The sequence below is a fragment of the Bacillus sp. FSL R5-0709 genome (assembly GCF_038004785.1).
In the GTDB taxonomy this organism is placed as follows: domain Bacteria; phylum Bacillota; class Bacilli; order Bacillales; family Bacillaceae_G; genus Bacillus_A; species Bacillus_A mycoides.
On sequence record NZ_JBBORT010000001.1, the window covers coordinates 3,728,887 to 3,752,283 of the forward strand.

The 23,397-nt window shown below is 37.8% G+C and carries 22 protein-coding genes and 1 other annotated feature; of the genes, 2 read left to right on the plus strand and 20 right to left on the minus strand.

The window, feature by feature from the left end; genetic code table 11:
- Window positions 1-16 precede the first annotated feature (16 nt).
- The 3 genes from MKX37_RS18900 to MKX37_RS18910 form a co-directional block, all read right to left on the minus strand.
- Window positions 17-358 carry a YoqO family protein gene (locus MKX37_RS18900; protein ID WP_002014486.1) on the minus strand — a complete coding sequence of 114 codons (342 nt, stop codon included), beginning with the start codon at window positions 356-358 and terminating at the stop codon, window positions 17-19.
- Between the two features lie 152 nt (window positions 359-510).
- On the minus strand, window positions 511-1,641 hold the full coding sequence (locus MKX37_RS18905; RefSeq protein WP_050000356.1) for an RNA-guided endonuclease InsQ/TnpB family protein: 1,131 nt from the start codon (window positions 1,639-1,641) through the stop codon (window positions 511-513).
- A gap of 708 nt (window positions 1,642-2,349) precedes the next feature.
- Entirely contained in the window at window positions 2,350-2,715 is a 366-nt protein-coding gene (locus tag MKX37_RS18910) for a YoqO family protein (protein ID WP_002128842.1), read from the minus strand.
- A gap of 164 nt (window positions 2,716-2,879) precedes the next feature.
- Here MKX37_RS18910 and MKX37_RS18915 point away from each other — a divergent pair, with 164 nt between their 5' ends.
- Both MKX37_RS18915 and MKX37_RS18920 read left to right on the plus strand, forming a co-directional pair.
- Window positions 2,880-4,265 (plus strand): hypothetical protein, encoded by a 1,386-nt coding sequence (locus tag MKX37_RS18915; protein WP_078421717.1) that lies wholly within the window; start codon window positions 2,880-2,882, stop codon window positions 4,263-4,265.
- A gap of 166 nt (window positions 4,266-4,431) precedes the next feature.
- The gene (locus MKX37_RS18920) at window positions 4,432-4,686 is read left to right on the plus strand and encodes a YbeF family protein (protein ID WP_002033769.1); all 255 of its coding nucleotides are present in this window, start codon (window positions 4,432-4,434) and stop codon (window positions 4,684-4,686) included.
- A 116-nt stretch (window positions 4,687-4,802) separates the two neighbouring features.
- On the opposite strand, the gene pyrE is transcribed toward MKX37_RS18920, so the two are convergent.
- The 17 genes from pyrE to MKX37_RS19005 all read right to left on the minus strand — a co-directional run bounded on the left by pyrE (window position 4,803) and on the right by MKX37_RS19005 (window position 23,391).
- Window positions 4,803-5,435 (minus strand): orotate phosphoribosyltransferase, encoded by a 633-nt coding sequence (pyrE, locus tag MKX37_RS18925; RefSeq protein WP_012261599.1) that lies wholly within the window; start codon window positions 5,433-5,435, stop codon window positions 4,803-4,805.
- Window positions 5,432-6,148, minus strand: a complete 717-nt coding sequence (pyrF, locus tag MKX37_RS18930) for an orotidine-5'-phosphate decarboxylase (protein ID WP_000083510.1) — start codon at window positions 6,146-6,148, stop codon at window positions 5,432-5,434. Before pyrF ends, pyrE begins: the two co-directional genes overlap by 4 nt.
- A complete protein-coding gene (gene pyrD / locus MKX37_RS18935) occupies window positions 6,133-7,062 on the minus strand; it encodes a dihydroorotate oxidase B catalytic subunit (protein ID WP_002088238.1) in 930 nt (309 codons plus the stop codon). Before pyrD ends, pyrF begins: the two co-directional genes overlap by 16 nt.
- Window positions 7,059-7,838 carry a dihydroorotate oxidase B electron transfer subunit gene (gene pyrK, locus MKX37_RS18940; RefSeq protein ID WP_002088239.1) on the minus strand — a complete coding sequence of 260 codons (780 nt, stop codon included), beginning with the start codon at window positions 7,836-7,838 and terminating at the stop codon, window positions 7,059-7,061. The genes pyrD and pyrK overlap by 4 nt, the downstream gene beginning before the upstream one ends.
- The gene (carB, locus tag MKX37_RS18945; RefSeq protein WP_002128845.1) at window positions 7,835-11,053 is read right to left on the minus strand and encodes a carbamoyl-phosphate synthase large subunit; all 3,219 of its coding nucleotides are present in this window, start codon (window positions 11,051-11,053) and stop codon (window positions 7,835-7,837) included. The genes pyrK and carB overlap by 4 nt, the downstream gene beginning before the upstream one ends.
- Complete coding sequence (locus MKX37_RS18950) at window positions 11,038-12,135, minus strand: carbamoyl phosphate synthase small subunit (protein WP_002111416.1); 1,098 nt, start codon at window positions 12,133-12,135, stop codon at window positions 11,038-11,040. The genes carB and MKX37_RS18950 overlap by 16 nt, the downstream gene beginning before the upstream one ends.
- Window positions 12,132-13,418 (minus strand): dihydroorotase, encoded by a 1,287-nt coding sequence (gene pyrC, locus MKX37_RS18955; RefSeq protein WP_002088243.1) that lies wholly within the window; start codon window positions 13,416-13,418, stop codon window positions 12,132-12,134. Before pyrC ends, MKX37_RS18950 begins: the two co-directional genes overlap by 4 nt.
- Window positions 13,402-14,316, minus strand: a complete 915-nt coding sequence (gene pyrB / locus MKX37_RS18960) for an aspartate carbamoyltransferase (RefSeq protein WP_002128846.1) — start codon at window positions 14,314-14,316, stop codon at window positions 13,402-13,404. Before pyrB ends, pyrC begins: the two co-directional genes overlap by 17 nt.
- 147 nt (window positions 14,317-14,463) lie before the next feature.
- Complete coding sequence (gene uraA / locus MKX37_RS18965; RefSeq protein ID WP_002014712.1) at window positions 14,464-15,756, minus strand: uracil permease; 1,293 nt, start codon at window positions 15,754-15,756, stop codon at window positions 14,464-14,466.
- A gap of 146 nt (window positions 15,757-15,902) precedes the next feature.
- Entirely contained in the window at window positions 15,903-16,445 is a 543-nt protein-coding gene (pyrR, locus tag MKX37_RS18970) for a bifunctional pyrimidine operon transcriptional regulator/uracil phosphoribosyltransferase (RefSeq protein WP_001156489.1), read from the minus strand.
- Between the two features lie 204 nt (window positions 16,446-16,649).
- On the minus strand, window positions 16,650-17,558 hold the full coding sequence (locus tag MKX37_RS18975) for an RluA family pseudouridine synthase (RefSeq protein WP_002128848.1): 909 nt from the start codon (window positions 17,556-17,558) through the stop codon (window positions 16,650-16,652).
- A 4-nt stretch (window positions 17,559-17,562) separates the two neighbouring features.
- On the minus strand, window positions 17,563-18,021 hold the full coding sequence (gene lspA / locus MKX37_RS18980; RefSeq protein ID WP_002128849.1) for a lipoprotein signal peptidase LspA: 459 nt from the start codon (window positions 18,019-18,021) through the stop codon (window positions 17,563-17,565).
- Between the two features lie 125 nt (window positions 18,022-18,146).
- Complete coding sequence (locus tag MKX37_RS18985) at window positions 18,147-18,476, minus strand: hypothetical protein (RefSeq protein WP_002014715.1); 330 nt, start codon at window positions 18,474-18,476, stop codon at window positions 18,147-18,149.
- Between the two features lie 158 nt (window positions 18,477-18,634).
- The gene (ileS2, locus tag MKX37_RS18990; protein WP_002128852.1) at window positions 18,635-21,400 is read right to left on the minus strand and encodes an isoleucine--tRNA ligase; all 2,766 of its coding nucleotides are present in this window, start codon (window positions 21,398-21,400) and stop codon (window positions 18,635-18,637) included.
- A 72-nt stretch (window positions 21,401-21,472) separates the two neighbouring features.
- Window positions 21,473-21,697, minus strand: a binding site (T-box leader).
- A 51-nt stretch (window positions 21,698-21,748) separates the two neighbouring features.
- On the minus strand, window positions 21,749-22,255 hold the full coding sequence (gene divIVA, locus MKX37_RS18995) for a septum site-determining protein DivIVA (RefSeq protein ID WP_001131609.1): 507 nt from the start codon (window positions 22,253-22,255) through the stop codon (window positions 21,749-21,751).
- 89 nt (window positions 22,256-22,344) lie between these two features.
- Entirely contained in the window at window positions 22,345-23,112 is a 768-nt protein-coding gene (locus tag MKX37_RS19000) for a YlmH family RNA-binding protein (RefSeq protein WP_002033759.1), read from the minus strand.
- 15 nt (window positions 23,113-23,127) lie between these two features.
- On the minus strand, window positions 23,128-23,391 hold the full coding sequence (locus MKX37_RS19005) for a YggT family protein (protein ID WP_002014720.1): 264 nt from the start codon (window positions 23,389-23,391) through the stop codon (window positions 23,128-23,130).
- Window positions 23,392-23,397: the final 6 nt, after the last annotated feature.

The following is a 23,397-nucleotide window of genomic DNA, read 5'->3' on the forward strand; positions in this document are numbered from 1 at the left end:
AAGGTGGCATTTTCTTTTATTCATTAGCGAATAGCTTTTCGTTTACTTTTTTAGCGATTACCGCTACCGACATTAATATACATATTAAATATAGCAATTTCGCAATAAATAACCACCCTTGAAACATTACAATTCCATCTATTATCTCATTTCCTTTCAATAACAAAAACGGAATTGTGCTAATTATAATGACAAACTCGATGCTGAAAACAATTTTCTTTTTTCGGCTATATGCTTTCCATTCCTTCCAGCGATACATAGGTGCAAAAATCAATACTCCTATACATAATATAACTGGCACCCATTCACTTTTAAGAAATTGCCCTGAAATAACTGATAATAGTAAACAAACGAGCACACCATAATACCGATACGATAAACTTAACTAAATCTATGCAATTCAATCAAATTTACACAAGTTAGTGCTTCATCGTGTTCTCGCAACCCCGAAGGGACAAGGGGTATAACACTCCACACGAGGCAGTATCGTTACCTCCTATTATCAAGCTTTTATTTTACCCATCTTGATAAATTTATCGAAGCATTTAAATCTCTATCATGATGGCTATTGCACCCAACACAACGCCACTCACGTATTTTTAAACTCCACTGTCCTTCTGGTTGAACTGAATGGTCGTATTTTACTCCGCAACATGAGCAAATCTTGCTTGAGGCGAACCATTTATCAGCTTTTACATACTCAATGCCATACTTCTCGCACTTGTATGACAAACATTGAAAGAAGAAGTTTAATTTTTGAAATAAAAATGCTTTCGATAGTTTTTTGTTTTTTAACAGGTTTGAGATAGGTAAGTCTTCCACAACAATTCTCATTGGTTTGGTTTTCACCAATTTAGCTGTTGCTTGATGGATATGGTTATTTCGGATATTCGTAATTTTCCTAGATAACCGCAGGTGCTCAGTTTTAGCTTTTTCATATCCGGCAGATTGAATTTTTACACCTTTTTTAAATCTCCTAGACATATCTCTTTGCGCTGACTTTTTCCTTTTCAAAAGTTTTTTAACCTTAGCATCTTTGTTTATATTTCGTTCTTTCGTACCATTAGAAGCTACAAACAGCTCTTTTAAACCAACATCCACACCAATCGACTCATTGGTTAGTTCTTGAGATTCAAAATCTTCTTGGAACCCTACACTAATCCACCAGTGACGACCATCAAATGTAACTCTTGGATTGGATGGTTTTTTGTTTCTTGGTAGTTGTTGGCTTGTTTTCACTTCTCCAATGGACTGAATATGAACTACTTTCTTTCCTATAATCAGTCTTTCATAATTGGCATAAAATCCTTGGATTAAATCTTTTTTAGATTTATAAGAAGTGTGATAACTATTTTTGTACTTTTTGAACGAATGTTTCCTCGCCGTATCAAAATCTTTTGAAGCCTGTTTGGGAACTTGTGCGTTGATGTCATTTAACCACTCATATCTCTTTCGCTTCTTGATCTTTGTAAATCGTTTCTGTAAAGCTAACTGTGAAACAGATTTTCCAAATAGCTTATAATATCTATCACTCATTCTTTTACAATAGTTATAAGCGAATCTTGCAGCACCAGCATGGTTTCTAAGCACTTTTTCTTGTTCAGGCGTTGGAATCAGTCTAACTTTCTTCGCCAATATCATCAGAAGCCTACTCCTTTACTGTGCGATTATTCGAGCACTCACCTTTTAGATAACGAAAGATTGATCCTTCTGAATAGTAGCGTGTTCCATCAGCATTCTCCTAAGACTACTAGGATACAAACCTGTTAATTCCGATACTTGACTAACTCGTGAAAATTTCATTATTATTCTCACCTCATTGAACCTAACACAGAACGTATGTTCGGTATTTTCAATAAAGTTTGATAGATTCAATAAAATTTATCTTGTTCAACTAAGGGCGCAATTCCTTAGCCAGTTCTCTTATGAACTTCTCATGTTTTCACATGAGCGCAGACTATATGTTTATCTACTTAAAGATAGAGGATTTTTCCACCACCATAGGCTTGTGATGTACTCTCGTCAGTTATACGAGATAGTCGTTGAACGTTCATCTTATCCATTTTGACTTAGATGATTCGAGGCGGAAGACCCATTGTTCTAATGTTTAGGATTTAACCTTGCACGATCTGATTGATTTTTTCTGCTTTCGCGACATTCACGCTCGCTATTTCTAGCCACGTTGTAGTTCAATCAGCTTTAGGGATTGCCCGCAGTTAACCCTCACTACTAGCCAATCACTTGACTAGCAGGGCTTACTGATATATTTAATTAACTTTGGTTATAATTGGTTAAATAAATCGTAACAGTTAGTTACCCTATTTTCTCTCTCATTCGTACTCCCCCATTCTACTTCTTCTTTAATATGTAACTTGCTATACTTATAACAATTCTTAGCAAAATAACAACTACAATTACAAGATAAAGAGCTTTTGCAGACGACAACCATTGTTGAAAAATAGACATTTTCTCCATTTGCTTCTGACCTTCTATTAAAATAAAACCTACGACAAACGAACTAACAACAATGATACCTATCATAATTCCAATACTTTTCTTGCTATATTGTTTCATATCATCCCAGTTATATAAAAGTACAAATACAAACCCGAAAACAGGTATGATACTGATCCATTCATTGTTTGTGAACAGATTTAAAATGATTAATAGACTACAAGAGAGGATGAATCCCCAAAATCCAATTTGTTTGCGCATATGCCCCCTCAAATTCCATTTTTAGGATTAATTGTATTGTAACATCCATTTACTATTCTTACCATTACAGTACATGAAATTTCACTTTTTCTTTTTCCTATACTCACATACTTTCACTGCTTTCATACAATAAACTACACGAATGCCTAAAGGATGTGAATGTTATGGGAGTTGAATTAACGCTTTTACATGCTCTCTATATTCTTTGTTTACTCACTATTATTACCTTTTTTATTTTTAGAAAAGATACGACGATCATTTGTATCGTTTTTATCTTTTTATTAGCATTAACCGCTACAAGTTCTATCCCTCTTGCCATTAGTGGTATCTTTCAAAGTTTCATTTACGCCATTACCGAACTATTACCAACTATATTAATCATCTCCATTATCGTATCAATGAGCAACCTACTCGTTCATACCGGCATAAATGATACGATGATTTCACCATTTACAAAGATGATTCGTACACCTGCACATGCCTACTGGATTATCGGTCTTTTAATGATGACAATTTCCTTTTTCTTTTGGCCTTCTCCAGCTGTCGCCTTAATGGGGGCCATTTTATTACCAGTCGCTGTACGCGTCGGCCTTCCGCCAATTGGAGTCGCAATCGCTATGAACTTATTCGGACACGGCATCGCCTTATCTGGTGACTTCGTTATTCAAGGTGCACCGAAATTAACTGCAGATGCTGCTGGTCTTCCTGTTTCCAGCGTTGTTTCAGCCAGTGTTCCCCTCGTTATCGTTATGGGTATTGTGACAACTTCCGTCGCATTTTTCTTCTTACGAAAAGAATTTCATACAGGCTTATCTATACAAGAATCTATTCCATCAACTGAGTCTTCTAAAACGCTCACTTCATTATCTCCTCAGACAAAAAAATGGCTCGCTATTTGTATTCCGATCGTATATGCCATAGATATTCTTTGCATGATTCAATTTAAACTACAAGGAAGCGATGCAACTGCACTTATCGGCGGGACGACTGTTATTATGATTATCATTATTTCTCTCATCGCCTACAAAGGTAATGGACTGAATAAAACGACCGATTATTTTATAGAAGGGCTCCAATTTGGATTTAAAATCTTTGGTCCAGTTATCCCAATTGCTACACTCTTTTATTTAGGAGATAGCGGCTTTGTGAAAATTATCGGGGACTATTTACCGAAAGGTTCACATGGAATCATTAACGACTTAGGAATCGCCTTATCTCAAATTGTTCCTTTAAACCAATATGTATCGGCAGGAACATTAACTATCGTTGGTGTCATAACAGGCTTAGATGGATCTGGCTTTTCCGGTATATCACTTACTGGTTCGATTGCCAATCTTTTCGGAACAGCACTTGGGCATGGAACCGCTACATTAACAGCACTTGGGCAAATTGCAGCAATCTGGACTGGCGGTGGCACTTTAATTCCTTGGGCGCTTATTCCTGCCGCTGCCATATGCAAAGTAGATCCTTTTGAACTTGCGCGCCGAAACTTTTTACCAGTTGTGATTGGCTTAATCGTCACCACGATCGTTGCGATGTTTATTCTATAGCGTAAGCGAGTATTCTCTTGCTTACGTTTTTCATTGTGAAATCAATCATTTATTACTGACTTTCAAAAGGGATTATGTATATGTTAGCGAAGTTATATTAGGAGAGTATTTATTTCAAAACGTTTACGAGAAACAGATTACTTCAATTAGAAAAGGGGACATAACTATGAATGAATTGATTTTTGTCTTATTAATTTGTCCATTACTTATCTTTATCGTTTCTGTTATTGGAACACGTAGAACGAGAACGTACTATGTAATGCCAATTGTAACGTTTGCTAGTTTTTTAATAGTAGGTGCTATCGCCTTCCCTCCAAAGTTTTTCTTTTGGGTCGGTATGTATAGTATCTTCTCATTTATTATTTCTTATATGACTCTATTGTTTGTGAGAGGATATGAAGTTGCAGAAAACAATAAGTAGTTATTAGTGAGGAGATTGTACTATGATTTTCTTTGATATCGATGGAACTTTACATAAAATTTTAGCAATGATATAAAAAAGACGACCGCGTTCCCCCGCGGTCGTCTTTTTTCGTGTTACGCTGTAATCCAAGCTTCATTTGCTGGATTTTTACGCCACTCTTGTAATTTTTTCGTTTCAGCTTGTCCGATCATACCTTTTTCTGCTGCAACTTCAGTTAATGCACTGTAATCACTTAAAGAATATGATGCTACGTTTGCTGCTTCTAGTTTCTCTTTTCCTGACTCAAGCTCGTATGTGAAGATTGATACGATTCCTAATACTTCACAGCCAGCTTCGCGAAGTGCTTCTACACATGTAATTGCACTACCGCCAGTTGAAATTAAGTCTTCTACTACTACTACTTTTTGACCTTTTTCAGCTTTTCCTTCGATTTGGTTCCCTTTACCGTGACCTTTTGCTTTACTACGCACGTAGCACATTGGTAAATCCATACGATCGCTTACCCATGCAGCGTGCGCAATACCAGCAGTTGCTGTTCCTGCAATAACTTCTACAGTTGAGAAGTGCTCTTTAATTAACTCTTCTAATCCAGCTGCAATCGCTTGGCGTACTTTTGGATAAGATAAAGTTAAACGATTATCACAATAAATTGGTGATTTTATACCAGAAGACCAAGTAAATGGGTCATTCGGTTGTAAAAATACTGCTCCAATTTCTAATAAATGCGATGCGATTTCTTTTTTCATACTGTTACACCTTCCCACTGTTGTTTTACTGTTTTATACGCTTCAAGCGGATTTTCTGCTTTTGTAATACTACGTCCAACTACGATGTAGCTTGAACCAAGTTCCCTCGCACGTTTCGGTGTTGCTACGCGCACTTGGTCATTTACATCATCGCTTGCAAGACGAATCCCCGGTGTTACTGTTACAAATTCATTTCCGCATACTTCACGTAATTTTGGTACTTCAAGTGTTGAACAAACAACTCCATCAAGTCCACTTTCTTTCGTTAATTTTGCATAATGAGCAACCGCTTCTTCTAACGTTTTCTCAATGCCAATCTCTTTTTTCATCATAGCTTCCGAAGTGCTTGTTAATTGTGTAACTGCAATACAAATCGGTCTCTCTTTTCCTTCTTGCTTACCTTCCTCTAATCCCTCAATCGCAGCTTTCATCATACTGCTTCCCCCAGCAGCATGAACATTTACCATATCTACATCTAGACTAGCTAGGCTACGCATAGCGCTTTTTACCGTATTCGGAATATCATGAAGTTTTAAATCTAGGAAGATTTTATGTCCTTTTTCTTTTAAGTACGTAATAATTGCAGGACCTTCTTTGTAAAATAACTCCATACCAACTTTGACAAATAACTCTTCCCCTTCAAAGTGGTGTAAGAATTGTTCTACCTCTTGTTTCCCTGGAAAATCTAGTGCAACGATTAACGACTGTGACATGTTTGCTTCCAGCTCCTTCCTTGACATTCCGAAATATGATCAAATCCTAATTCATCTAGTAATGCTGGTAATTCTTCAATAATTGTCGGACATACGAACGGATCGATAAAGTTCGCCGTTCCAACTGCGACCGCGCTTGCGCCCGCATAGAAGAATTCAATTACATCTTCCGCTGTTTCAATACCACCCATTCCGATGATCGGAATGTTAACCGCTTGACTTACTTCATGTACCATACGAATTGCTACTGGCTTAATCGCAGGCCCTGATAGTCCGCCCGTACGGTTTGCTAAAATTGGTTTTGCAGTTTTTAAATCTAGACGCATACCAAGCAATGTATTAATCATCGTTAAACCGTCCGCACCCGCATTTTCAATTGCTTTTGCAATTTCCACAATGTTTGCCACGTTCGGTGACAATTTCACATATACCGGTACTTCAGAAACCTCTTTTACTCGCTTCGTTAAATCAGCAGCAATTTCAGGATTTGTACCAAAAGCGATACCACCCGTTTTTACGTTTGGACAAGAAATATTTAATTCTAGCGCATGAACATTAGGTGCCTTTGAAATCGCCTTCGCAACCGCTACGTAATCCTCAGCTTGTGAACCCGCAACGTTTGCAATAATCGGAAGATCAAATTGCTCGAGAAAAGGTAATTCAGAATTCATTACCTTTTCTAATCCAGGATTTTGAAGCCCGATTGCATTTAGCATTCCGCCTGGTGTTTCAGCAACACGAGGCGTTGGGTTTCCATAACGAGGTTGTTCTGTTGTCGCTTTAATCATAATTGATCCAAGTACACTTAAATCATAGAACTGTGCATACTCACGACCAAATCCGAAGCAACCAGATGCTGGGATGATTGGATTTTTTAATGATAACCCTGGTAATTCAACTTGCAATCTGTTCATAGTACAACCTCCCCGATTGGAAATACTGGTCCGTCGCTACACACCTTCTTGTAAGAATGCCCACTCGGATCTGCTTGCAAATGGCATACACATGCGAAACATGCTCCGATACCACAGCCCATACGTTCTTCTAATGAAATGTAGGCTTTTCTCTCCTTATAGCGTCCTTCTAATGCACGAAGCATCGCTAAAGGTCCACATGAGTAGAGAATGTCAAAGTCAATTCCATAGCTATCGATTACATCTGTTACAAACCCTTTTGTACCATGTGTACCATCAACTGTTGCAACATACGTATCACCAAGTTCTGCGAATTTCTCTTCATAGAAGACAACATCTTTCGTTTGGAAACCTAAGATGTGAATAACGCGTACTCCTTTTGCTACAAGACGCTGTGACAATTCATATAGTGGTGGTACACCAATTCCCCCACCGACTAATAGAGCCGTTTGTCCAGATTCCGCTTCTTCTACAGGAAATCCATGACCAAGTGGTCCTAACACATCTACAAGTTCACCTTGTTTTCTTTTCGCTAATGTTTTTGTCCCTTGTCCTTCCGCACGATATAGCATTGTAAATTCGTTCTTGTCTTGATCGACATTACAAATACTAATTGGGCGGCGCAGAAGGGGCGTAATGCCCTCTGCTACCTTAATGTGTACAAACTGCCCTGGATCGTTCATTTGCTGCACTAAATCCCCTTGAAGCACTAATTCGTAAATGTTTTTTGCGATTTCTTTTTGGTTAACGACGATCATATTTTGCTTTTGCATCATGCATGTACCACCTCGTGACGCTTCGTTTGCGTAATTTCTTTCATTGAATGAGCTGAGAATGTCATAGATTCTAATACTCTCAAGATTGCTCTCGTTGTATCAAGTGATGTTAAGCAAGCCACACCATTTTCTACTGATTCACGGCGAATGCGGAAACCATCACGCGCTGGTTGTTTTCCTTTTGTTAATGTATTGATTACAAACTGAGCTTTCCCTTGACGGATAATATCAAGTAAGTTGTAGTCTTCAGAATCAATTTTGTTTACAACTTGCACCGGAATGTTTTGTTCTGTTAGCGATTGTGCTGTTCCTGCTGTTGCTAATAAGTTATAGCCGATTTCATGGAAGCGTTTTGCAATTTCCAGCGCTTCTTCTTTATCTTTATCCGCTACAGTGATGATTACTGATCCGTGCGTTGGAATGTTAATTCCTGAAGCAACAAGTCCTTTATATAATGCTTTTTCAAGCGTTAAATCTTTACCCATTACTTCCCCTGTTGATTTCATTTCAGGCCCTAATGTTGTATCAACTGAGCGTAGTTTCGCAAATGAGAATACCGGTGCTTTTACATACACTTCCTTCTCTTCTGGGTGATAGCCAGTTCCATATCCTTGTTCTACAAGGTTTTGACCTAAAATAACTTTCGTTGCGATATTTGCCATCGGTACGCCTGTAATTTTACTTAAGAATGGTACTGTACGGCTCGCACGTGGATTTACTTCAATTACATACACTTCATCTTTGAATACTACAAACTGAATGTTTAGTAATCCAACAATGTTTAAACCTTTTCCAAGCCCAATTGTATGTTCAATAATTTGTTCTTTTAGTTTTTCAGATAAGCTCTGTGGTGGATATACTCCAATTGAATCCCCAGAGTGAACTCCAGCGCGTTCGATATGTTCCATAATACCTGGAATGAATACATTCTCACCGTCTGAAATTGCATCTACTTCAATTTCTTTACCAACCATATAACGGTCGATTAATACTGGGTGATCTGCGTGAACTTTAACCGCATTTTTCATGTAGTGCAGTAATTCTTCTTGACGATATACGATTTCCATCGCACGTCCACCTAGTACGTAAGATGGTCTTACTAATACTGGGTAACCAATTTTGTCAGCGATCGCTACTGCTTGCTCTACAGTCGTTGCTGTTTTACCAACTGGTTGCGGGATACCAAGCTTTGTTAAAGCTGCTTCAAACTTATCACGATCTTCTGCACGGTCTAAATCTTCAAGTGATGTTCCTAAGATTTTTACACCGTGTGCTTCTAATTTAGCCGCTAAGTTAATTGCCGTTTGTCCACCGAATTGGACGATAACACCTTCTGGCTTTTCTAAATCGATAATGTGCATTACATCTTCGATTGTTAATGGTTCAAAGTATAATTTGTCAGAAATACTGAAGTCTGTTGAAACTGTTTCTGGGTTGTTATTAACAATGATTGCCTCATATCCAGCTTCTTTTATTGCCCATACAGAGTGAACTGTTGCATAATCAAACTCAACACCTTGACCAATACGGATTGGACCAGATCCTAGTACAACTACACTCTTACGATCTGTTACAATCGATTCATTCTCGTCACCATATGTGCTGTAGTAGTATGGTGTTGCAGATTCAAACTCTGCCGCACAAGTATCTACCATCTTATAAACAGGAGTCATATTGCTTTCTTTACGCATATCGTAAATTTCACGCTCTGTTTTGTTCCAAGCATTGGCGATGTAATGGTCACTGAAGCCCATTTCTTTAGCAGATTGTAACACTTCCATATTTCCTACATTCGCTTTTACTTCGCGTTCCATGTTTACGATATTTTCAATTTTTTGTAAGAAGAAGAAGTCCATTTCACACCATTCGTTGATTTCTTCTTTCGTTACACCTTGACGGATTGCTTCTGCTACAACGAACAGACGCTCGTCATCAGCTTTTATAATACGCTTTTTCATCGTTTCTTTATCAAGCTCTTTTAAGTGGTCTAACTCTAGGTGATAAACGCCAAGCTCTAAAGAACGAATCGCTTTTAATAATGATTGTTCTAAGTTACGTCCGATTGACATAACTTCACCAGTTGCCTTCATTTGTGTACCAAGTGTTCTGTTTGCTGATTCAAACTTATCAAATGGCCAACGTGGAATTTTTGAAACAACATAGTCTAATGCTGGCTCGAAGCAAGCATATGTTTTTTGTGTTACTGGGTTTATAATTTCATCTAATGTTAAACCGACTGCAATTTTCGCCGCTAGCTTCGCAATTGGATATCCAGTTGCTTTAGATGCTAGTGCAGACGAACGACTCACACGCGGGTTTACTTCGATTACATAATATTGGAAGCTATGTGGATCAAGTGCAAGCTGAACGTTACATCCACCTTCAATTCCTAATGCACGAATAATTCTTAATGAAGTGTTTCGTAACATTTGATACTCACGGTCACTTAATGTTTGGCTCGGTGCTACAACGATAGAATCACCTGTGTGAACCCCAACCGGATCGATATTTTCCATGTTACATACTACAATCGCGTTATCATTCGAATCACGCATTACTTCATATTCAATTTCCTTACAACCGGCAATACTCTTTTCTAATAAACATTGTGTTACTGGACTATGTTTTAATCCACCTGATACGATTTCAATTAGTTCTTCTTCATTATTACAGATTCCGCCACCTGTTCCCCCCATTGTAAATGCTGGGCGAACAATAACTGGATAACCAATTTCTTTTACAAATTCATGCGCTTCTTCCAGCGTATGAATAATCGTGCTAGATGGAATTGGTTCATTTAATTCCTGCATTAATGTACGGAATAAATCACGATCCTCAGCTTGCTCGATTGCTGATAATTTTGTTCCTAAAATTTCAACTCCGCACTCTTCAAGTATGCCTGATTTCGCAAGTTCAACAGCCATGTTTAGGCCTGTTTGACCACCTAATGTTGGTAGGAGTGCATCTGGACGTTCTTTACGAATGATACGGCTTACGAATTCTAATGTTAATGGTTCTATATATACTTTATCTGCTGTTGCAGTATCTGTCATAATTGTTGCTGGGTTAGAGTTAACAAGGATTACTTTGTAACCTTCTTCTCTAAGAGATTGACAAGCTTGTGTACCAGAGTAATCAAACTCTGCTGCTTGCCCAATTACAATTGGTCCTGATCCGATTACTAAAATTGTGTTAATGTCTAGGCGTTTTGGCATAACTCTTCCCCTTCTTTCTTGAAGTTTTCAATCATTGCTAAGAAATCTTCGAATAAATCATTTGCATCTTCTGGTCCTGCAGAAGCTTCTGGATGGTATTGCACTGTAAATGCTGGGAACTTCGTATGACGAAGACCTTCTACTGTTCCATCATTTAAAGCAACATGTGTAATTTCCAGTTCTGTATTTCCAACTGATTCTTCTTCTACTGCGTAACCATGGTTTTGAGATGTAATTGCTACTTTTCCAGTTGCAAGATTTTTTACTGGATGATTTAAACCACGGTGACCGAATTTTAACTTACTTGTATTCGCACCAGATGCCAGGGCGAACAATTGATGTCCTAGGCAAATCCCGAATAAAGGAACTTTACCAATAATTTCTTTTAACATTTCAATTGCTTCTGGTACATCTTTTGGGTCCCCAGGTCCATTACTTAACATAATTCCATCTGGGCTAAGGCGTAGAATTTCTTCTGCTGTTGTATTGTAAGGTACAACAATTACATCACAATCACGCTTATTTAATTCTCGTAAAATACCATGTTTCATTCCGAAGTCTACAAGTACAACTCGGTGTCCACGGCCTGGACTTGGATATGGATCTTTTGTTGATACGCGTTTCACATGATCTGTAAAGACAGTTGCTTTCAATTGGCTAACGATGTCCTCTACATCCACATCCATATTGCAAAGACGTCCGCGTAAAGTTCCATATTGACGAATTTTTCTTGTTAATTTTCTCGTATCAATTCCTGCTAATCCTGGGATATTTCTTTCTTTCAAGTAATCATTTAGCGAAATTTCATTACGGAAGTTTGATGGGTGATCACAAATTTCGTTTACGATTAAACCATTTACAGATGGGTGAATTGATTCAAAATCATCACGGTTAATGCCGTAGTTTCCGATTAATGGATACGTAAATGTTACGATTTGACCGCAGTATGATGGATCAGATAAAGTTTCTTGATATCCAGTCATCCCAGTTGTAAATACAACCTCACCTGACTTTTCTATTTCTCCTCCGAAACCTTTTCCAATTAATACTGTTCCATCTTCTAAGATAAGTTGTCTTTTCATACTAATGCACTCTCCTTTTGCCATGCGATCTTACCACCAACGATTGTCATAACCGGCCAACCTTGGCATTTCCAACCTGCGAATGGTGTGTTTTTTCCTTTTGATAAGAATGTTGTTGGATCAATTTCTTCTTCTTGTTCTAAATCGATAATTGTAATATCAGCTGTTCTACCTTCTGTTAGGCGCCCTGCTTCTAAACCGAATGTGTCAGCTGGTTTTTCTGTTAAGAATTGAATCAGTTGCTCTAATGTAATGATTCCTTTTTTCACAAGGTTCGTATATAAAAGCGGGAATGCTGTTTCAAAACCAGTAATTCCGAACGGTGCTCTTTCAATCCCTTGCGCTTTCTCTTCTGCAGTATGCGGTGCATGGTCAGTTGCGATCATATCAATTGTTCCATCTAATAGTCCTTCAATTAACGCTGCATGATCTTCTTTTCCTCGAAGCGGTGGATTCATTTTAAAGTTAGGATCAGCCGATGGGATATCATCTTCACATAATACTAAGTGATGCGGTGTTACTTCTGCTGTCACCTTAATTCCAGCACGTTTCGCGTCACGGATTACACGTACAGATCCTTTTGTACTTACATGACATACGTGGTAGTGACAATTTGCAGCTTCCGCAAGTAAGATGTCCCGGGCAATATGTACGGATTCACATACTGATGGGATACCGTTTAATCCGTGTTTCTCAGAAAACTTCCCTTCATGTACACATCCTTTATTAATAAGTGTGTTCTCTTCACAGTGTGCAACAACTGCCATATTTAATTTCGATGCACGCTTCATTGCAGCTAACATCATGCTTGCATCTTGCACGCCTACGCCATCATCAGTGAAAGCAAACGCTCCAAGCTCTTTTAACGTTTCAAAATCGGTCATTTCAGAACCTGCTTGACGTACTGTAATTGCTCCATATGGTAATACATTTACATGTGCTTTTTCTTTAATACGCTTTTGCAGGTCTTCCATATGTTCTTTACAATCTGGTACTGGGCGTGTGTTTGGCATTGCGCAAATTGTAGTAAATCCACCTTTTGCTGCTGCAAGTGTTCCTGTTTCAATTGTTTCTTTATGTTCACCACCTGGTTCACGAAGATGAACGTGTACATCTACTAATCCAGGTGCGATTAACTTTCCATTTACATCGATTACTTCAGCATTATCTGCCGTAATATTTTCTGCTACCTTCGCAATTTTACCGTCTTGTACGAGAAGATCTGTTGCTACGATTGTTCCTTCTGCATTCATATAACGACCATTTTTAAACAAATAATTCATGTTTCATTCCTCCTAATACATTTGGTAATGCGCGTTTTAGTACAGCCATTCTTACGTAGACCCCGTTTTCCATTTGCTTGAATATGCGTGAGCGTTCACACTCGACAAGTTCACTCGCAATTTCAACATCACGGTTTACAGGGGCTGGATGCATAATAATGCTTCCTTCTTTCATACGTTTTTCTCTTTCAACTGTTAACCCATGTTGCTCGTGATACTCTTTCATAATGTCTGTTTCATAATGGTCATGACGCTCATGTTGTACACGAAGTAACATCATCACATCCACTTCTGGAACAAGTTCATCTAAACTCTTGTACGTTCCAAATGTGTTCTCTTCATCTTTCCACTCTTCTGGGCTTGCAAAGTAAATTGTCGCGCCCAGTTTCGTTAATGCTTCTGCATTAGAACGTGCTACTCGACTATGACGAACATCCCCAACTATTGCAATCTTCAAACCTTCAAATCTTCCAAACTCTTGTTTAATTGTTAGAAGATCGAGTAGACATTGCGTTGGATGATTTCCACATCCATCTCCAGCGTTCAAGATTGGGATATTCACCTGATCTTTTAATTCATCGAAGTAACGATCTTGCTCATGGCGGATGACTACCGCTTTTGTTCCGATTGATTCTAGTGTTCTTATCGTATCGTATAAAGTTTCTCCTTTTTGTACGCTAGATGCATCTGCGGAAAAGTCTAATACTTCAAGTCCTAATCTCTTCTCAGCAACTTCAAAGCTAAATCTCGTCCTCGTACTATTCTCAAAGAACAAGTTCGCAACAAATGTTTGCTCTGTCGTTTTTCTCTCTTTTCCATTCGCGAAATCTTCTGCGTCTTTTAGGATTTCTGAAATTTCTTGTTCCGATAATTCACTCATCGTTAACAAATGGCTCATCGTCATCCCTCATCTTTCTGTTTTTTATGATAACACCATTGAATTTATATAACAATAACTGTATAAAAATACCCTAATCTTTGAGACTAGGGTGCGTTAAAGTAGCCACCCTTTTCTATCTCACAGGACTGAATTAAAAGGTTATTTTTATGAAGCAATCTGCTTAGATTGTTTTGTTTTATTTGTTTGTTTTGTCTCTGGTAGTAGTAGATTTAATAGTACACCTACAATTGCTGCTAACGCCATTCCTTCTACTTGGAACGATTCACCTACGTGCAGTACCGCTCCGCCAATACCGATTACTAGTATAACTGATGCAATCATTAAGTTTCGTTTGTCACCTAAGTCTGTTTTATCGTCTACCATCATACGTAAACCACTTGATGCGATTACACCGAAGAGTAAGATTGATACACCACCCATAACTGGTGTTGGAATCGAATGAATCAGTGCTGAAATCTTCCCGATAAATCCAAACATGATTGCGAACACTGCTGAACCGATGAATAAGTATACACTGTATGCTCTCGTAATTGCTAGCACACCGATGTTTTCACCGTACGTTGTATTCGGTGGTCCTCCTATTAGTGATGCGATCAATGTTGCTATCCCATCACCGAAGATTGAACGATGTAAACCTGGTTTTTCAATTAAATCTCTTTTAATAACATTTCCAAGTACAATTTGATGTCCGATATGTTCTGAAATTGTTACAAGTGCAACTGGCACCATTAAGAGTACAATTTTCCATGAAAACTCCGGAGTATATGTTACAAACGGTACTGTGAAGTCTGGTATGACAAACCATTTTGCCTCAGCTACTGGCTTTAAATCTACTAGCCCTTGGAAGTAAGCGAATATATACCCGCCGATGATTCCAAGTAGCACTGGTATGATACTGAAAAATCCTCTCCCGAATATGGAGCAAATGATTGTAATTGCTAATGTTACTAATGCTACTGAAAAGTGTGTAATGCTATACTTACCATCCGCACCGTTCATCGCCATGTTCACTGCTGTATGTGCTAAAGATAAACCGATTACCATTACGACTGGCCCAACTACGATTGGCGGAAGTAATTTCATAATCCATTCTGACCCAGATTTCTTAATTCCGAGTGAGATTAAGATGTAAACAAGTCCCGCAAGCATTCCTCCAAGCATCGCTGCTCCAGGTCCACCTGCTGTTTTCGCTGTAATAATTGGTGCAATAAAGGCGAATGATGATCCTAAATATGCTGGTACTTGACCTTTCGTTATTAGAAGAAACGCTAGCGTTCCTAATCCACTTGATATTAAAGCTACTGATGGATTCAGTCCTGTTAAAAACGGAACAAGCACTGTTGATCCAAACATCGCGAACAAATGTTGTATACTTAATAATAACCATTTTCCCGGTTTCGGTACTTCATGAATGTCTAACACTGGCTTTTGCTCCATTGTTACATCCTCCTTCAGTTTTAATTTTTGCAATAAAAAAACTCTTTGTGCCTGTGCACAAAGAGTCCTACACTTTCGTATGCCAAATTTGACATATGAAAGCCAAGACCCTTTGGCAGCCTCACAGGACTACATTTAAAAGGGCTTTACTTATCGTATATGCTTACTCGATCTTGTTGATCTGTCTCTTGCAAATCAACTTCGATACGCTCTTCACTAGATGTTGGAATGTTCTTTCCTACATAATCAGCGCGAATTGGTAATTCACGATGACCTCTATCAACAAGAACAGCCAATTGGATTTGTGATGGTCTACCTAAATCCATAAGAGCATCCATTGCTGCTCGAACTGTTCTACCTGTATATAACACATCATCCACAAGGATAACTTTTTTCTTCGTAATATCTACAGGAATATCAGAACCTTTTACAAGTGGTTCTTTATGTTTCGATTGTAGTGTTAAATCATCACGATATAACGTAATATCTAACTCTCCTACTTCCATCTCTTTTCCTTCAATTTGACCAATTCGTTCTGCCAAACGTTGTGCAATAAAAATTCCACGTGTTTTTATTCCGACAAGAACACAATTATCGACACCTTTATTTCGTTCCACGATTTCATGACTAATTCGTGTTAAAGCGCGGCGAATCATTTGGTCATCTAAAACGACAGCTTTCTCTTGCATGCTCTACACCTCCAAGCTTTTTTTCTTGCGTGAGAGTAATGGTATAAAAAAAGTCCTCTCAGCGTGTGCGAGAGGACTTTTGAAAAAAGGGTACAACATACCCTAAGTATTTCAAACCGTTACCTTCTCAACCTCACGGGGCTGTGTTAAAGGATCATTATTTAACTGTTGTCAGTATCTCAGTTTTCTTATGATTTGTCAATACTATTTCCGTAAAACATTTAGCGCTTCTTCAAACACTTCTGGAATCGGTGCCTCAAACTCAATATATTCACCAGTACGAGGGTGATCGAAACCTAAAATCCCTGCATGAAGTGCTTGTCCATTCATATCTAATGTTTTCTTCGGACCATACTTTGGATCTCCTGCAAGTGGATAACCAATATATTTCATATGAACACGAATTTGGTGTGTACGTCCCGTTTCTAAGCGGCATTCTACAAGTGTGAAATCCTTAAATCGCTCTAACACTTGGAAATGTGTAACTGCATTCTTACCATTTTCATCAACAGTCATACTTTGACGTTCTTTTTTATCACGACCAATTGGAGCGTCAATTATTCCTTTATCATGTGGAATTACACCATGTACAATCGCTTTATAACGTCTTGTTACCGTTTTTGCTACAAGTTGATTTACAAGTGATTCATGCGCCATATCATTTTTAGCAACCATTAATAATCCAGATGTATCCTTATCAATACGGTGTACTATACCAGGACGCATTACACCGTTAATACCTGATAGGTCTGTACAATGATGCATAAGTCCGTTTACAAGCGTACCCTTCGTATGCCCTGGTGCTGGATGTACTACCATGCCACGCGGCTTATTTACAACTAGTACATCGGCATCTTCATAATAAACTTCTAAATTCATATCTTCCGGTTGAATATCTAACTCTTCTGGCTCGGGAATTGTTACTGTAATTTCATCATTTCCTTTTACTTTATAATTCCCTTTAACTGATTTCCCATTTACTGTCACAACAGCATCTTTAATCCATTGCTGCACTTGTGAACGTGACCATTCACTGTTTATTTCTGCAACGAATTTATCAATTCGCTCGCTTTTTTGTTCTTCTGCAACTGTTACTTGTACTACTTCACTCATTCAATTACTCCTTCGCTTTCTTTCCTTCTAATACTGTTTGAATAATAATTAATACAACTCCAATACATAATGCTGAGTCAGCTATATTGAATACCGGATAGTTGTACGAGAAAATATACACGTGAATGAAATCCACTACTTCTTGTCTAAATACACGATCAATAAAATTACCAATTGCTCCGCCTAAAATTAGACCTAATGAAATACCTAGAAGCTTGTCCGTTTTCGCATATTTTTTCATATAAAATACGATAAATGCTACGAAAATGACTGTAATAATGTAGAAAAACCACATTTTATTTTCTAAAATACCCCAGGCAGCTCCTCTATTTCGATGAGATGTTATGTATAATACATTATCGATAATCGGAATGCTCGTACCCAATTCCATGTTCTTTACAATTAGCCACTTCGATATTTGATCGATGGCAATGACAAATAACGCTATTACATAATATATCATTTTCATTTCCCCCACAAAGACAGTGTACCTCAAAATTTTAGCATAGCTGCTACCTTTTCACAATGAACCTTTGTAGAAGAATAAAATAAATTAAAAAAAGGTAACATAATATCGTTGTGCGTATTTCATACATTTACCTTTTCATAGAAAAATTCATGAATAGTACGAGCAGTCGGCATTGTTTTCATTTGTTTTGTAGAAATCGCTCTTCCAGTTTCTTCACAAATACCGTACATATCTATTTCCATTTTAAACAATGCACGTTCTACATCTTTTAAATCCTCTTTTATATCATGTAATAGCAATTTTTTCTTTGTCTCTTCCTTTATTTCGTATCCAAGTTCTTGCCCAAATTCCATATAGTATGTGTGCATTACTTCTTTCGCCAATCTATCTTGCAACTCTTTTCTCATCAATTGCAATTCTTCTTTTATTTCCATATAAATTTCATTCACGTGTACATTCCTCCCAGCTGCAATGTACAATTAGTGTGTCCGAAATTTCCACGCTTACCTCACACACATTTTTCCTTCATAGGAAAGAGAGTGAAAGTTATTTCGATATATCATCAACAAAAAACTGACTGCTATTATGAGCAGTCAGCTTTTTTTCATTATTTTACATAATTTTCTTTAACAACCGTTGCACAACGCTCACATAATGTTTCATGTTCTGCATCTTTACCAATTGTTTCTGAAACAACCCAACAACGTTCACACGTCTCACCTGTCGCCTGTGCTACAACTACAGCTGTATGCTCATACTTTGGTGCTTCTGTTGGCGCTTCTTCAATTGTACCACCAAGTTTATACTCAGAGACGATGAATAATTGCTTTAAGTCTTCGCTAATAGACTCTAACATAGCCTTCATTTCTGCAGTCGGATATAGCGTAATGCTCGCATTTAATGACTTACCAATTACTTTCTCATTACGAGCTACTTCTAACGCTTTTAAAACGTCATCACGTAATGTCATAAATGCATCCCATTTTGCTCTTAACGCTTCTGAACCCTCTACTTCTGTAGCTTCTGGCATATTAGTTAACTGTACGCTTTCTTCTTCTGCACCAGGAACATATGGCCATACTTCATCAGCTGTATGAGGTAAGATTGGCGTTACAAGTTTCGTTAATGCAACAAGAACATCATATAATACAGTTTGAATTGCACGACGATCCGCGTGATCTGCACCTTCAATGTATAAAATGTCTTTTGCAAAGTCTAAGTAGAATGAACTTAGATCAATTGTACAGAAGTTGTGAATTGCATGATATACAGCAGCAAAGTCATATGTTTCATATGCATCTTTTACTTTTGTAATTAAGTCATTTAACTTCACTAACATGTAACGATCTACTTCACGAAGTTCAGCTACCGCTACTGTATTTTCACTTGGATTAAAATCATCTAAGTTTCCTAATAAGAAACGGAATGTGTTACGGATTTTACGATACACTTCTGCTACTTGTTTTAAAATATCATCTGAAATACGTACATCAGATTGATAGTCAACAGAAGATACCCATAAGCGTAAAATGTCTCCGCCTAATTGATCCATAATTTTCTTCGGTACGACGATGTTTCCAATCGACTTACTCATTTTACGTCCTTCACCATCTAGTACGAAACCATGGCTTAGTACGCCTTTATATGGAGCTTTACCAGTTACAGCAACTGCTGTTGATAATGAAGAGTTAAACCAACCACGATACTGGTCAGATCCTTCTAAATATAAATCAGCTGGACGTTGTAAGTCTTCGCGCTCTTCTAATACCGCTTGGTGAGAAGAACCTGAATCGAACCATACATCCATGATGTCTGTTTCTTTACGGAATTCACCATTTGGGCTACCTGTATGTGTAAATCCTTCTGGTAATAAATCTTTCGCTTCACGCTCGAACCATACGTTAGAACCGTGCTCACGGAATAAATCTGCTACATGATTAATTGTTTCATCTGTAATAATTGGATCACCATTTTCTGCATAGAATACAGGAATTGGCACACCCCATGCACGCTGACGAGAAATACACCAGTCACCACGGTCACGAACCATATTATGAAGACGAGTTTCTCCCCATGCTGGTACCCATTTTGTTTCCGCAACAGCTTCTAATAATTCTTTACGGAACGCTTCAATAGATGCAAACCACTGCGCTGTCGCACGGAAAATAATTGGTTTTTTCGTTCTCCAATCATGTGGGTATGAATGCGTAATGAATGTTAGTTTCAGTAACGCGCCTACTTCTTCTAATTTTTCCGTAATTGGCTTGTTAGCTTTATCATAGAATAAGCCTTCAAATCCAGGTGCTTCATTTGTTAATACACCTTTATCATCAACTGGGCAAAGTACTTCTAAGCCATACTTTTTACCAACAACGAAGTCATCTTCCCCGTGTCCTGGTGCTGTATGAACACAACCTGTACCTGCATCTGTTGTTACGTGCTCTCCTAGCATAACTAATGAGTCACGATCGTAGAATGGATGTTTTGCAACTGTATACTCAAGTTCGCTACCTTTTACCGTTTTCACAACTTCAGCATTTTCCCACTCTAACGTTTTTGCAACTGTCTCAAATAGTTCAGAAGCGATGATATATTTCTCATCATTTACTTTCACAATAGCATATTCAAGTTCTGGGTGAACAGAAATACCTAAGTTTGCAGGTAACGTCCAAGGCGTTGTTGTCCAAATAATGTATTTCTCATCACCTTCTAATACGTTCTTTCCATCTTTTACAGGGAATGCTACGTAAATAGATGCTGATTTTTTATCTTGATATTCAATTTCAGCTTCTGCTAAAGCTGATTCACTTGTTGGAGACCAGTAAACTGGTTTTTGTCCTTTATAGATATAACCTTTTTTCGCCATGTCACCAAACACTTTAATTTGTTGTGCTTCATAAGCTGGCTCTAAAGTAATATATGGATTATCCCAATCTGCACGTACACCTAAACGCTTAAATTGTTCACGTTGACGTTCCACTTGCTCATATGCATACTCTGCACATAACTTACGGAACTCAGCAACTGTCATTTCTTTACGCTTTACACCTTTATTTGTTAAAGCTTGCTCAATTGGTAAACCGTGTGTATCCCAACCTGGTACATATGGTGCACAGTATCCAGTCATTGATTTAAAACGAACAATAAAGTCTTTTAACACTTTATTTAGTGCGTGTCCCATATGGATGTCACCATTTGCATATGGAGGTCCATCATGTAGTACAAATAAAGGACGGCCTTTCGTATGTTCTTGTACCTTTTCATAAATATTCATTTCAGCCCATTTTTCTTGCATTGCAGGCTCACGTTTCGGTAAATTCCCACGCATCGGGAATTCTGTTTTTGGCATTAGTAATGTATTTTTGTACTCCATGCTCAATTCCTCCTTAAATATATAAACGACAGACCTTGAAAAAGGGAATAAAAAAGAGACCTCTCATCCCCAAAAAGGGACGAGAAAGTCTCCCGCGGTACCACCCTAGTAGACCATATACAAATGCATAAGGTCCTCTTTATATTCTTAACGCGAATATACGCCTACGCTTACTAAATTTGTTCAGCGCGGAACTCCAGGGTGATATTCCCATTATCTCCTTATCCTGAGCTTACACCATCCTCAGTTCGCTATATAAGGTATGAAAAAGGTACTTATCCCTATCTTCGTTTCTCTTAATAAATATGCTGTTTAAAATTATATGTAATAATGAGAAAAACGTCAAGCTTACACTGTTTCTTCTTTTTTCAACAGTTCGTCCACTTCGTCTTCTAATTCAATTAGTTTATCCCAATCATCGTTGTTTAACATTTCAAGTTGTGTTTCTAATAACATACGGAAACGAGTTCGGAATACTTTCGCTTGTTTCTTCAACTCTTCAATATCAAAAGCAACTTTTCTTGATTTCACTAACGCTTCATTAATGATACGATCTGCATTTTTTTCTGCTTCACGTACAATTAATTTTGCTTCTTTTTGTGCATTACGCTTCACTTCTTCAGCAGCTTCTTGTGCGACAATGATAGATTTGTTCAGCGTATCTTCAATATTAGAAAAATGATCTAACTTTCCTTCTAATTGTGCAACCTTTTCTTCTAAAGCTTTTTTCTCACGAATGACTAATTCATAATCTTTGATGATTTGATCAAGAAACTCATTTACTTGATCTTCATCGTAGCCACGAAACCCGCGACCAAATTCTTTGTTATGAATATCTAATGGTGTTAACGGCACAACGCCACCTCCAAGTAGTTATCTAAATTTCCTCTTTCAATTATATCTTTTCTTCGACAAAATAAGAGAATTTCCTTCTAAAAAACCAATCATTTTAGTATACCATACAAAACTCTCCATTTGTCGCGCTTCGTTTTACCTTCTACAGAAAATAATTTACTTCGTCCATACCCTCTAACCGAGAAAACATCCCCTGGAAAACATTCATACGAAGTTTGCTCTACTGTTTTCCAATTGACTTTTACTAAGCCACCTTTTATAAGAGGCTGTACCTTCTGCCTAGATATATGTAGCATTTCAGCTAATAAAACATCTAGACGAAGTGACGAAACAGTCCCAGATTTTTCTCCCCATTTTTCACCTACACGCAAAATTTTCTCTACTTGTATAGGAGAGAGTGTGACTTTCATTTTCCCTATTGATTGTAAGTTCATTTCAATATACGATACAACTTCTTTGGCAACTGCAATTTGGGCACGGTCTTCTTGAAGCAAAATATCACCACATTTTTCCCTTGTTAAACCAAGCGACATGAATGCACCTAATATTTGCCTATGTTCTAGCGTAAAAAACTTGGAAGGATAGTCAATTTCTAATACTTCTACTTGAAATTCCTCTTCATTTAATTCTAGATAATCTGGATAAATTAGTGCTCTTTTCCGTTCGGCTTCAGGCATCGCACCATCAAACCGTACAGCTACATCTCCTTGCCCTATTACCATAGAAACAATTTGTTGCTGTCTTGGATCAAGAAAATCTGTTAACTTGACTTGATGGTACTCAGCAGCCTGTTTCCACTCTAATACTTTATCCACAAAGACCTCTTCATCAGGTCTAAAATGCTCATAGATGCTCATGTATTTAACCTCACACTATAAAAAATAGTTGAATAAACTCACTAAACCACCTCTAGCAAGTTTCAAGGCAACAATAGCAACAAGTGGAGAAATATCAATCATACCAAATGGTGGAATAAACCTCCTAAACGGCTCTAAATACGGTTCGCAAATACGCGCAAGAAAATCTCCAAAAGCTGATTCCTTTGCGCCAGGAAACCATGATAGGAGAATGTAAATAATTAGTGCCCACGAGTAAATCTCGATAGCTGTAAGTAACACTGTTAAAACTGTTGTCATGGCGTA